Raw genomic sequence first — 13,460 nt, forward strand, 5'->3', positions numbered from 1 at the left:
ATTTGCCCAAATGGAATTATCGAGCCGTACCCCAACCTGAGTAATTCATTAAGTTATTTATTTTTCATTCCTTAGTGCGATCGCAAACCACAGACTTTTCCGAGTTTCTTCCAAAGTTTATTCTTGTATCTTCCCACAGGCTAACTCTTCGACCTAGCCATACCACTCATCTACTTTTTCCAACACCGCAGTAAATATATTTACCCTTGTGCCTCTACTTGAAAACGGGTATAATTTTATTTCCTAGAGATAATAGCTCGTGGAAAACTTACCACAAATTGTACCAAAACCGCATCACCCGATCGACGTAAAACAAAACCACCCGATCGCAGATTGGCAGAAACAGACAAGAGTAGACATACTTAAACCATCGGTCATCGGTCGGTATATTTCTTCCAAACAGCACGGCAGGCGTGGGAGACTCCTCCGTCACGCCTGCCCTGCAGTTTTATTTGATAATTGAGCGATTTGTGCGATCGCCAATGATACCAGTTCGCAAAAAGAATGAAACTGTAGATTATATTCAAACCCTTTGGGAATTAGTAATTCCTTAATCGAAAATCTAAAATCGAAAATCTAAAATAGTATCACCCCATTTTTTTCTTCTTCCAAGCCTCCACAAACGGCAAAAACACCGACACCAACTCCTGCCGATTCATCACCAAAGTCGGATAAGAAATCCTGCCGTAATTCTTCCCCACTTCCAGCGGAAAAATCGCCTGGGATTCCAGCGGCAGCCAAACCGCACCCGCAGCCTTCACAATTACCCAACTCCCCGCAATATCCCAAATTTTCGGAGTCGCTTCCACCCCTCCCATAGCCACACCCGAAGCCACAGTCAAAAAATTGTAACTAGCCATGCCCAACATCCGAATTTTACTCGGAAGATGAGGCCCGATTCCCACACTCCGGGAACACAAATTAAAAATATGATTTCCGCTCATTTTATCAGCAGTCGGCCGAATTTGCTGCCCGTTTAAAAAAGCACCTTGAGGCATATTGTCAAACACGCCGCCCGCAAAATCAGGCGCATAAAAACCGTGAAAAGACTGATTAATTGGGGGCAAATGCACGTAGCCAAAAACCGGAGTTCCACGATACAACAACCCCAAAGAAATACCCCAAATCGGAATTCCCCTAGCAAAATTAGTTGTAGCATCCAAAGGATCAACAACCCAACACCATTCCGTATCTGGGAAAACGTGTTCTCCTTCCTCGCTCAAAATTCCGTGACTGGGAAAAGTAGATGCGATCGCACTTCTAATCTCCGCATCCGCCCAATTGTCAGATTGCGTAACCAAACTCCCATCATCCTTCTCATCCGCTTGTGCAGAACCGAAATCCTTCAAAAACTGCTGCCCGACTGTCTTGACAGTAGTCTGAGAAAAAGTTAAAATTGAATCCCAAAAATTAGTCATTAGTTATTGGTTATTGGTTCCTGATTCGTTATTCGTTATTGCAATAACAACTGACAACTAACAACTGCCAACTGCCAAGTGACAACTGCCAAGTGACAACTGCCAAGTGACAACTGCCAAAATATCAGTCTAGTTCATTTTCAAGAATAGTGGCGATCGCACTTTTAGCATTATCCTGAAACTCACCAACATCCACCCTACCCAACAGCCAAACAGCCAGAATCATACCCGCAGCCGGCACAGCAAAAACCAACCCGTAAGCCAACATCGGCACCCCAAACAAACTTCTACCTAAATCCAAAATAGCACCGCCAGTAATCGTCGCCACACCCCGCGCCATCGCCTGCGACAAACCCCAAGCACCAATAAAAGTCCCAGCAGTTTCTGCAGCAGTCAAATCCAACATCAAACTCAATGCACCAGTCGTCGTAATTCCCGAAGCAAAACCAAAAAACATTAAAGCCGACTTAAACACAATTGGATTCCCAGTAAATCCAGATAAAATAATTAAAACAAAACAAGCCGCCACCGACAAACAGCCCAACCTAATCGTATTTTGCTTGCCAATTCGGGGCACAATAAAAAAACCAGTAGTACCCAAACCGATCAGAGTACCAGTACCGTAAATCGCATTCAACCGCGTAGTTTCCGAAATGGACATCTTAAAAATTTCCCCGCCGTAAGGTTCCAAAACCGCATCCTGCATAAACAAACAAATTGTCATAATCAGCAGGAAAGTAAAAAACAAACCGGTTTGGCGGCTAGCAGTCAAAATCCGCAGCGCACTTCCCAGAGTAATTTTATCTTCTCGATTCACTGCGGACGATCGCACCCCGTACCGCGAATACTTTTTCTCAACCCCAAAAGTCGCAATTCCCACCAACAGCAAAACCAGCGCCGGCACCTTCACAAACAAACCATTAATCGAAGCCTGCAACACTTCCCGTGGCACATCCCCATCAATTTGCTTCAGCAAACCGCTGCTAACAATCGCCCCGATAATAATACCAACCATCAGCATCGACCACACCACACCCACCAACTTCGATCGATCCTCCTCATCCGAAACATCCACCAACAAAGCAGCAAAAGGAGTCGAACTCGAACAAATAGCAATACCGTAAAGCGCAAAAATCAAACCCAACAAACCCACCCAACCGTAAGTAGGAGTAGTCCACCCCACAGCCTCCAAACTGCTACCCAAGCGCCACATCACCTGCACCGCCAAAAAAGCAGAAATCACAAACAAAACCCCGCCCATCCACACATAACCCGTGCGGTGATGGCCAAACAAAGGCTTAGCATCAGACATTTGCCCGAACCACACCCTAGCCGGGGCGACAAACTGGTGCATAGCCAGCGTACCAGCCACCACAGTAGCGGGAATCGCCAACTCTTTAATCATGACGCGATTGAGCACCCCCAGGGTCAAAATCGACATCATGCCCAATCCCATCTGAAACAAACCCAACCGGAACATAGTCAGCAGGGTAACTCTCTTGATAGCAGGAGTCGCGGAATCTGTTAATCTTGAATCTGGTAAACGGTCGATCGACATAACTACTCAAATAAACACATCATTTGCACTTATAGTAACTGAGATATCGCAACCCGCCGCCTTTCCTCCCCCGGCTAGAAGCTCGATCGGGATTATTCGTATAAATTCATATAAAAATAAAGAGAATCAATAACTGTGGATTTACCAACCGTGACAACCATTACCCTAGGACAAAACGGCCCAGCCGTCATTCCCCTGTGCGTCGGAACTTGGGCTTGGGGGGACAAACTATTTTGGAACTACGGCAGCAACTACGGCGCCGCCGAAGTCGAAGCAGCATTCAAAACATCCCTTGACAACGGAGTCAACTTTTTTGACACAGCCGAAGTCTACGGTAACGGCTTGTCAGAAGAATTGCTGGGGCAGTTTATCAAAAAAACCAGCCAACCCGTGCAAATAGCCACCAAATTCGGCCCCGTACCTTGGCGGATTACAGGAAAATCAGTTTCCGAAGCCTTGAGTGCCAGCTTAAAACGCTTGCAAGTAGAACAAATAGCCCTCTACCAAGTGCACTGGCCCTTCACTTTTTTACTCAGTCAAGAAACCCTGATGAACGCCTTAGCAGATGAAGTAAAACAAGGCAGAATTCAAGCAGTAGGAGTCAGCAACTATTCAGTAGAACAGATGCGCGAAGCCCACAAAATACTAGCAGCCAGAGGCGTTCCCCTAGCAACAAATCAAGTCCGGTACTCCTTGCTGTCGCGGCAAGTAGAAAAACAAGGAATTGTGAGTGCAGCCCGCGAATTGGGCGTCACAATTTTAGCTTACAGCCCCTTAGCCCAAGGATTGCTCACCGACAAATACACAGCCCAAGAACCACCTACAGGAGCCCGCAAAATGGACTCCCGCTTCAGCAAAAGCGGTCTCGAAAAAATTGAATTAGTCATGTCTACCCTGCGAAAAATGGGCAGAAAGCGCGATCGCACGCCCGCCCAAGTTGCCCTAAACTGGTTGATATGCCAAAACGGAGTCATCCCCATTCCCGGCGCCAAAACCGCAAAACAAGCCCAAGAAAATGCAGGCGCATTAGGCTGGAATTTGAGCCAAGATGAAGTCAATCAATTAGAACTAATGACTCGTCCTTGGCGAGAATAAATTTGTTAATTGTTGACTGTTGAATGTTGACTGTTGACTGTTCGCTGTTCGCCGTAGGTTGGGTTTTACTTCACTCTACCCAACCTACAGTTCACTTTCTCATCCCCTCTTCCTTCTGCCCTCTCCCCTCTTCCCTCTTCCTTCTCCCGACGGACATCGGACGGACATCGGACTGACATCCGTTACAGAATCAGTTGCCGAACTTCCTTCTTCCTTCAATTATGAAAATTTTAACAGACTGGGGTTTTACGCGCGAAGGCTGGCGCAATAACAGCCGAGGCGAATATTTAGTTTTGCTTCAAGGAGGATTGCTCACAGGATTTGCAATCTTACCAGTTTATCAACTGCCAGGATTAAAAATTCAATCAACTCAATTACTTGCTCTTACTTGGAGTGTAGCAAGTATTCTCGGCTTAGGCGGATTAATTTTAATCATCAAAGGATTGATAGACTTAGGAAAAAACCTCACACCTTTACCGTATCCCATAGAAAACGGAGAATTAGTCCAAACAGGCATTTACGGAATAGTCCGGCATCCATTATACAGCGGCTTAATTTTAGCAGCTTTCGCTTGGACATTTTTTCAACTTAGCCTATCGCACTTAATAGCTACTGCAATTTTACTGATATTTTTCGACATCAAAGCCAGTCGCGAAGAAGCTTGGCTGAGTGAAAAATATTCCGAGTATTCTGAATACCGCCAACGAGTCAAAAAATTAATTCCGGGAGTTTATTAAAAGTTGAGGGCAAGCTCATCTAATCCGGTTGCATCGTAATTACCCCTCTTCTGTCACTCTGGGAAAATAAAAGTGAGAGCCAAATTTTTAACTGTAGATAGAGCGGGGATTTGAGCGTTTATTTTCTAACAGAATGGCGGAAATTAAGATTTTTTGATAAAAGTCTTATGCTCTAAGGATTGCAAATTATTTTTTGCCGAAAGTGACAGAAGAGGGTTACTTAACGCGGTCATCGCAATTAGCAATTATATCATATCAAATCCGTTAGTATCCAAATGATTCATCTTTCTCTTCTGGAGACTCAGTACGCTCTGGGGTTTGATCATTCCGGTGACACCGGATTTGATATAATATCCTGGACGCTCGATAAAGCGTTAATCTTATAGTCTTTTTGTTGCAAAAGCTCTGTTGCTTCTAGTTCTTCAATTTGCTCAACAAAATAACCATAAACAATGTCGTTGAATAACTCACAAACAATGCTGTTAGCTTTCTCCAAACCAGATTCGTAGTCTTTGCGAACGGATTTTCTGCGTAGATGTTGGCGAACGCTGCGATCGGCATACCGTTCTCGTTGGCGATCGCTACGAATCTCCTTCATCCAGGTTGTATGTAGCGTTAGTGCCAAGTTGAGTGGCTTTCGATCGGGGGGAGCACTTAAACGATAAATGGGTTTTTGAAAGCTGTCGGCATGAAATACCCAAAATTCATCACAAGCTTTGGTCTCATTATTTGGATCGTCGGATAGAACAGTACAAACGATGAAGCCGTGTGTGGATGGATCGTTCCCGTTTAATGGTTCAGAACTAGGAACGAATTGAGGTGAGGAGGCAAAATATCCTGATGGAAACTGGAAGGCATCTGCAATACTCATTGTTTTAGTATCGATTCGCAGTAAAGTCAGGGGCTTATCTCGATTAGGAAGATTCTCGATCGGAATCGCTCTATATTCTCTTGATTTATAAGCATCATAAATTTGCTGTGGAACTAACTCCCAACTGAATCCCCAAGTAATCCAGTAGATGTTTTTAACTTGCGTTTCTGAGTTATTAATATCATCCCGGCAAAGTTCGCTATGGGTATAAATTGAAGGAGACCACGTTGCTTCAGTATCCCGAAGAACTTGCATTGTTTCAATTTCACCGTTGTCGCCATCAATGACATACTTTGCTAAGGCTCCCAGGTCGGTCGTACCCACCTGTATTCCTTCTAAATCGGAGCGAAAACAGGGTTTTCCTGGAACGGAAAGATCGTACTTTGTAATCCACTGAGTTACATCCCAACCGTTAGGATGTCCGACATGAAGGGTAATTTTTCCATCGGGATTGCTGTAATCAGCAGCAAAATGGGAAATCTCGTAGGGCAAAATGATTTGCTTTGCAGGTAGAGGTGAAGGTGGCTGATTTTCCTCTTGTTCATCTGCGCTTTTATCCCCACAAACAAAATAGGGAGAACTTTCTAAATCTTCCCGCTTGACAACATACAAAATTCCTTGAGGTAAAGGCAGAATATCTCGGAGAAATTTTGCGCGAAGACCTGCACCTAGCGCCCATAATTGTCGGAAAAAATATTTTTTTAGAAATCCCAAAAAGAAAGGTGAAAAGATTTGAGAAAACTCCATCTTGAATGCAATATCAGCAAGGATAATGAAGCGTTCTGTAATGGCAATTTGATGCAGAGACTGTTCGACGATCGCAGGTTGACCTTTTTGCGGACCATCTGCAAGAACTAAACGCCAGCGCTTGAATCTGGGTTCTTGAGATTTTCCAGATCGATCGTTATATAAATCTACTTCATCATCTGACTTCGAGCCTTCACTCGGAAAGCGGTAGTAAATTAAGTCAGTGAATCGTCCGAACTGTTCGTTAGCATTCACTCCACTTTTAAGAAATCGATTGAGTTGGTCAAATATCCAATTAATGGGTTTTCGATATAGCCCGTTGTATCCTGTTGAGTAGTTAGTCGTAAAGATACCAACTTCACGTTCTGCGGTTTTATCTGTTTGGGTGAAGTCAACAACAGGATGGGCGGAATTAATGTATACGTCAAACGGATAGCTGCGAAATACTGAAGAAATAAGTTGAGAAACAATTGGCAAGATGCCTATCCACCGATCGGTCGATCCAATGGGGGCAATCAGTTCTAACGAATCAGGATCGATTTCATAGGGACGACCTGCATCGATCGTGATAATTAAGCGATCGCCAACTCGCAGAAACGCCGTATTGAGTTGATTCCTACCTCCCAAAAGGAAGCTAAACCGGCTGGGTCCTCCATTCCGAAAAGCTGCAAAGTAAGACCAGAGACTATATTTTTTGGAAAATGCAGTTTCAGGCTGCCAGAGGGCGCGATCGCTGGCTGGAGTAAGGGCAAGATCGGCGTAGTAGCAGGGCGTTTTGGCAATTCGGGTTTTGAGAATTGCTCGATCGCGCTCAAAGCCCAAACGATACATCATGCCATCGCCCGTGAATACTGCTGTACCATCTTCTTGAGGTCGATCGTCAGCTTGAAACAAAGCACCCACAACGAAAACATAACCGTGCAATCCCGCAGGTAGTTTAACTGCATCTCCCTCAGCAGCGAGTTCCCAATCTTCTCGATCGTTCTTGACATACTCTCGAACGAACAACGCCAAATCTGTAATTTCATCTCGATTAGCTTTAATTGCAGATCGAGGTATAAAGTTTTTCCTACAAGGTTCGCCAATGAATCGTGCTTGTTGTGGTTTCATATTGCTCCGAGTTCTCTCAAGTTTGCTTCCTGTGCTAAAGTCAAGCCCCCGATTGCAGCGATTTGCATTCCTTCATAGGGACGTTTGGGTTTTAGCACTGCCAAACAAGTTTCAGTTGGCAAATCCCAAATCCGGATGGATTCATCTTCACTGGTACTAATTAATTGGCGACCGTCAGGACTAACTGCAACAGTCCAGACCCAATTGGTATGCCCTTCTAAAGTCTTCAAGCATTCTCCTGTTTGACTGTTCCAAACTTTAAGGGAGCGATCGGAACTAGCACTGGCAACGGTTTGATTGTCAGAGAAAAACACCGCACTAAAAACCCATCCTTGATGTCCTTGCAGGGTTTGAAGGCATATTCCGGTTTGAACATCCCAAATTTTTAGCGTTCGATCTAGGCTAGCGCTAACGAGTCGATCGCCTTTGGGGTTAAAGGAAAGCGTTCCCACTCGTCCGTTATGTCCCGTTAGGGTGGCGCAGCACTCTCCTGTGGAAACATTCCAAAACTTAATTGTAGAGTCATCACTGCCAGTGGCAAGCGTGCTGCCGCTGGGATGAAAAGCAAGTGCAGGGATGCGATCGCGATGTCCGGTTAAAGTAGCAAAACAAGTTTGATCGTGCCATCGCCACAGTTTAATGGTTCGATCGAAGCTGCTGCTAGCGAGAATTTCTCCACCCGGACTGAACGCCAGTCCCCAGACTTCATCTCGATGCCCTTTCAAGACAGCTACACATTTCTGCTGCCGCCAGTTCCAAACTTTAACAATCGCATCCTGTCCGCCACTGGCGAGTAACTCGTTATTGGCATGAAAAGCTAGCGATGCAATGCCGGTTGCATGGGCTTTCAATTCCTGCAAGCATTGGCGATCGACACAATTCCAAATCCGCAATGTTTTATCCTTATGTCCAGTAGCAAAAAACTGACCGTCTACACTGAGGGACAAAGGTCGTACCCAATTGGAGTACCCTGTTATTGTTGTTAATCGATGCCCAGTTTTAATCTCCCAAAATGCGATCGTCTGATCCTCGCTGCCCGTAGCTATGGTTTCTCCATCGGGACTAAAGACTGCCCTCCAAACCTGGATCTGATGCCCGCCTAAAGAACGCAAGCACTCACCCGCAGTAACATCCCAAATTTTTGCAGTACAGTCTGCACTAAAGCTTACAAGTAATTGTCCGTCAGGACTCCAATTTATCCCCCAAACCCAATTCGTATGCCCCTCTAAAACTCTGACGCATTGCCAATCGGAAACGCGCCAGATCCGGATGGTGCGATCGAAACTCGGGCTGGCTAACCACAGTCCGTCAGGGCTAAAGTTTAAGCCCGTTACGCAGTTGGTATGTTCGGTTAGAATATGCAAACGTTGCCCTGTTTTAAAATCCCAAATGCGAATCGTTTTGTCAAAACTTCCACTGGCGATAAGACTGCCGCAGGGACTGAAATTAGCAGCGATGACAGGGGCGCCATGTCCTTCCAAAATGCCCAGATAGGTTCCATCAGTAACATTCCACAATCGAATGGAGCAATCTGCGCTGCTGCTAGCAATAACTTGTCCGTCAGCACTAAACGTAACGCCGTAGGCGCTATCGCCATGTCCGCGAAGAGTACGCTGACAAATTCCTTTTTGTAAATCCCAAATTTTCACTGTGCCATCATCGCTGGCGCTAGCGAGTAGTTCACCTGTTCGATCGAACGCAATATTTCGCACCCAGTTTGTGTGACCTTGCAATGTCAGAAGATGCTGCCTATCTGTGACTTGCCATATTTGAATTTCGCAATTCGTGCTGCTTGTAGCTAATGTTTGCCCGTCTGGGCTGAACTGGATGGAAAGGATGCCTCCGAAGGTTTGATTAAATGGCGAATCGATGAACTCAGAGTGCGAAAAGTTGACATCGTGCAACTCAATTTCTTGCAGAAAAGCTTGGCGAATCACTAAGTTAGAAAAGTCATATCCCGAAAGGTTCAAGTTGAGAAAACGATAGAGATTGAGCAAATTCCCTGCTGCGTAGCCGAGTTTCAGTTCTTCTTCGCGCCGTACCACTTGTAACAAAGTATCCAATCGCTGGCGCAGAGATGCTTCGGTTCGGAAATGTTTTTGTAGTTCTTTAATGAGGGGGTCAAGAATCAATCGTGTTTGCGCTTCTCTGATAAAATCCTTTGCCTGAGCTTTGATTAAAGCAACTTTATTAAGCAGTGATAACCGACCTGTTTTAATTTCTTGAAAAACTCGTTCTAGCAGTTGATTCGTGACATATTCCATCACTACGGGTTGCAGGGTGAAATAGCCCGATCGTTTTTCAATTAGAGAACGACGTTGCAGTGAATCTAGTGCTTCCAGTAGCTCTCGGGCGATCGCTGTCGGGAAAAGGTTTTCGCGCAGATCGCCTAGCGGTGTCCAATCGCGTTCAACCGCCAACCAATACACGATCTGTTTTTCTAAATCGGTCAAGCGATCGAACTGCTCGCTCAACAGTTTCCAGATATCTCCAAAGAGAAGGATGTCTTGTCTGAGTAATTCAGCAACATTGCCATCAAAAAATTCCTGAAGGGTTGTGGCAATAACGTTCAGTGCCAATGGATTGCCTCCGTACCGTCCAATCAGGGGACTTAATTCGGCTGCTGAACCAGAGTAGCCTTTGACTTCAAAAACTCTATATCCTTCTACTTGACTTAAACCGTTAAGCCGCAGCGATCGGACGGGAGATTTGGGTCCTTCTAGCTGAACTAACTCAGCAGGCTTTTCTCGGCTAGTCAGGATCGCACAACTTTGATGCTGTGTTTCTCCAATACATTTCAGTAGCGATCCGTAGCTTTCATACCCACTTCTATACTCTCCTGCTTGAGTTCCTTCAAGAAGGATTGTCTCGCAGTTGTCTAGAACTAATAAACACCGCTGCTGCAAGCAGTCCAGTAGATTTAAAATTTGCCCGTCCAATGTTTCAGGTAATTTAGCAATAGGGGTGGGACTGAGAAACTGAATCAAATCGACCAGGAGATCGTCTAAGGGCGGGGCATTTCGCAGCGATCGCCAGATTACGCGATCGAAGCTTTCTTGGATCTGGCTGGTTAATTTGACGGACAAAGTTGTCTTGCCAATTCCTCCCACCCCAAACACCGCAACTAGCTTGCACTCTTCCTGAAGTATCCACTGTGTTAGCGTTTCTAACTCCCGTTCTCTGCCAAAGAAAACGGAGATATCGGGCGCACCTCTTAAGTCTCTAGATCTTTTAACAGCATCTCTACTTGGCTGCGGGCTAACGGTTGCTGAAGCATCAAAATCCATCTCGGCGATCGCTTGACTGTCTACGGATAGCCTCCGACAGATTTCTTCAAAAACTGCGCGATCGACTGGTTTTCCCGTCAAAAAATTGACAACGGTAGAACGAGCTAAACCAAGCTCCTCGGCTAGCGCTTGCTGGCTGAGAAAGCCGTTGCGCCTAACCGATGACTTGACCAATCCTATGCAATCCGGGCGAACTTTGAGCGATCGTGGCATATCAAATTTTTAATCTAGTCACATTGTAGATGAAATCGCTCAAAAGTCAGCCTAACTCAGTCATTCTCAGTCTTGAACTCAGTCAGCACTCCTGTTTCATTAGATTATCGCCACTGATACCAATCACCTAGGCGAATTACAAGGGGTTGAAAATAGATTTCTAACTCCCTGTAAAGCTTCAAAAACTTCCCATCCAGGAGAACAAATTTTATGAAACTGTTTCTTGCGCTCATGTTTGCAGCTCTCGTTTTGGGTCCTTCTACCACGCTTATAGCAGGATCGATCGTAATCAACAGTCAAAAGGCATTGGCTTATCGGATAGGCGACCATACACCACGCCCTTATCCGACTGATAGCCCTAGAACTCATACGGGGTGAAAACACATTGATGCAAATTCCTGAAATTGTGTTTGTTTAATTCCCTCAACTTTGGAGATAGTTACCATAAATTCACTTCAAAGTAAAACCTAATTCAAAATTGTGAAACTCAAGGAGAAATATGAAACCTTCTAACGAATGCTTTGCACTTATTAAACAGTGGGAAGGACTCCATAAAGAGCTTCCTGACGGACGGATTCAAGCATACCTAGACCCTGTTGGTATTTGGACAATTGGTTATGGCTCGATCGAAAATTTGGACCTCAACAGACCGATTTTAGAGGGTGATATTATCACACGAGAAAAAGCAGAGCGATGGTTGCAAATTGAGATTGCTGAAAAAGCAGAAGATGTCGATCGATTGTGCAAATTTAAACTCAAACAGTGTATGTTTGATGCCTTGGTTTCCTTCACTTACAACATCGGCATAGGCGCATTCAGCGAGTCAACTCTATTGCGAGAGCTCAACAAAGGTAATTATGAAGGAGCAGCCAAGGAGTTCGATCGTTGGGTACATGGTGAAGATAATGGTACAAAAAGACCTCTGCAGGGATTGATCAATCGTCGAAACGACGAAGAAGCTTTATTTCGGCGCGATGGTTTTTTAGGTTTAGATCTAGCAATAGGCTTTGTGATAAAGCCAGCAGATTTGGCTCAACCGCCGAAGCGAATATTGCCTTATAAACCTGCTCCCGTACCGTTACTGTTCGATCGTACCCTAGAAAAAGGACTTGTTGGAGAAGATTGTTACATTCTCAACTGCGCTTTAGCGGGACTCAAATTTCTGCGTTTGGGTTCTCAACCTAACGAATTTACTGACATTACTGATAGTGCAGTCAAGCTTTTTCAAACCCGCGAAGTTCTCAGCCGAGTTGATGGAAAGGTAGGTCCAGAAACGAGGAGGGCTATAGAGAATGCTCTCAAGGGCGCGCGCAAAGAGATATCTGTCAATTCATCTGGAATAGATGGGGGTGTATACTGCCGTCTCACACGCACGCGAGGAGAAGCCTACGAAGGACTTAAATTGTGCAAACTCGACTTCGTAAATCCTCAAGGGAATGTAGTTGTTGATTCATTAAAAGTTATTTCTGGTTTAGCGATGGCTCAGAACTTTTTAATGTGGGACGATCCGGAAAGTCAACCGGGCAATCTGGCACCTATTCCACAAGACAATTACTATATTTCGGATATCGATTGGGCAGGTGGCAAAGACAATTACCACGCTGCACACCCGATAAATGGAAATGGACTCGGACCTGTATGGGTACCTCTTGTTAAATCGAAAGAGCGTTATGAAAGTTGTCGGCTAAATGAGATTGGTTGTCGAGATGCCTTCGGCTTTCATGCAGATTGGAACTGGATTCAAAGTGGTATAAGTCCGGGTAGTGAAGGCTGCGTATGTGCTACTACAATTGATGATTTGAAAAAACTTGTGGAATTGCTCCGCAAGTACGATCCGCGCCTGTTAGTTGTGGACTGGGGACTGTAGATATTGTTGGTTAGGGTAGAGTTTCATCTATCCTAACTTTAATCACCAAATAACGGGAAATCAAGGTTGCAGGTGCGATCGCCCTTTCCCCCATAACGACAATTATATCAATAGTTAAATGTATGACACAAGAACTGCTTGAAGAAATGGAAAGTCAAACCAATAGATGGCATCGATCAGCCGTAATATTGCACTCTATTTCTGTCATTTTAGGAGTGACTTCGGTACTCTCATCAATAATTGTCGCTACCTTTATCGACGAACTAGGAAGCTTCAGGACAAAAGTTTTTGCTGGACTAAGCGCAGCTTCAGTGGCTATCATTGAGACGACAGGCGTTGGACGAAAAGGTAATGGATTTCGTCAAGCCCAAAGACACTTAAAAGCCGAAACAATTAGATTTCGTGAAGGTGAAAGTTCTGTGAAGGTTTTAACCCAGGCTTTTATGGAAGCAGAAGTAATGATAGGAGATTTAGTAATTAAAAGAGACTGTTGGCGAATGTCTGAGGGGTTTCACCCCTCAGACATCGCCGTCCTGAATAGGCAGAATGATTGTGTA

At 44.9% G+C, this 13,460-nt stretch carries 9 protein-coding genes; 4 read left to right on the forward strand and 5 right to left on the reverse strand.

The genetic code is table 11. The features are described 5' to 3' along the window. Positions 1 to 268: 268 nt before the first annotated feature. The 3 genes from QUA03_RS26550 to QUA03_RS26560 form a co-directional block, all read right to left on the reverse strand. The gene (locus QUA03_RS26550) at positions 269 to 433 is read right to left on the reverse strand and encodes a hypothetical protein (RefSeq protein ID WP_333216390.1); all 165 of its coding nucleotides are present in this window, start codon (positions 431 to 433) and stop codon (positions 269 to 271) included. A gap of 154 nt (positions 434 to 587) precedes the next feature. Next, positions 588 to 1,418 (reverse strand): inositol monophosphatase family protein, encoded by an 831-nt coding sequence (locus tag QUA03_RS26555; RefSeq protein ID WP_333216392.1) that lies wholly within the window; start codon positions 1,416 to 1,418, stop codon positions 588 to 590. A 124-nt stretch (positions 1,419 to 1,542) separates the two neighbouring features. After that, a complete protein-coding gene (locus QUA03_RS26560; RefSeq protein ID WP_333216394.1) occupies positions 1,543 to 2,976 on the reverse strand; it encodes a BCD family MFS transporter in 1,434 nt (477 codons plus the stop codon). A gap of 150 nt (positions 2,977 to 3,126) precedes the next feature. Between QUA03_RS26560 and QUA03_RS26565 the strand changes: the two genes are divergently transcribed. Both QUA03_RS26565 and QUA03_RS26570 read left to right on the forward strand, forming a co-directional pair. Further along, entirely contained in the window at positions 3,127 to 4,071 is a 945-nt protein-coding gene (locus QUA03_RS26565; protein ID WP_333216408.1) for an aldo/keto reductase, read from the forward strand. Positions 4,072 to 4,292: 221 nt separating this feature from the next. Beyond that, entirely contained in the window at positions 4,293 to 4,808 is a 516-nt protein-coding gene (locus tag QUA03_RS26570; protein WP_333216396.1) for an isoprenylcysteine carboxylmethyltransferase family protein, read from the forward strand. Positions 4,809 to 5,130: 322 nt separating this feature from the next. On the opposite strand, the gene QUA03_RS26575 is transcribed toward QUA03_RS26570, so the two are convergent. Then, complete coding sequence (locus tag QUA03_RS26575; RefSeq protein ID WP_333216399.1) at positions 5,131 to 7,536, reverse strand: carotenoid oxygenase family protein; 2,406 nt, start codon at positions 7,534 to 7,536, stop codon at positions 5,131 to 5,133. Further along, complete coding sequence (locus QUA03_RS26580; RefSeq protein WP_333216401.1) at positions 7,533 to 11,036, reverse strand: WD40 domain-containing protein; 3,504 nt, start codon at positions 11,034 to 11,036, stop codon at positions 7,533 to 7,535. The genes QUA03_RS26575 and QUA03_RS26580 overlap by 4 nt, the downstream gene beginning before the upstream one ends. A 499-nt stretch (positions 11,037 to 11,535) precedes the next feature. Here QUA03_RS26580 and QUA03_RS26585 point away from each other — a divergent pair, with 499 nt between their 5' ends. Further along, positions 11,536 to 12,903 (forward strand): glycoside hydrolase family protein, encoded by a 1,368-nt coding sequence (locus tag QUA03_RS26585; protein WP_333216404.1) that lies wholly within the window; start codon positions 11,536 to 11,538, stop codon positions 12,901 to 12,903. 122 nt (positions 12,904 to 13,025) lie between these two features. Continuing rightward, the coding region (locus QUA03_RS26590; RefSeq protein WP_333216406.1) for a hypothetical protein at positions 13,026 to 13,460 on the forward strand (435 nt) is incomplete at its 3' end.

This window comes from Microcoleus sp. S36b_A4 (assembly GCF_036700645.1).
GTDB lineage: Bacteria > Cyanobacteriota > Cyanobacteriia > Cyanobacteriales > Microcoleaceae > Microcoleus.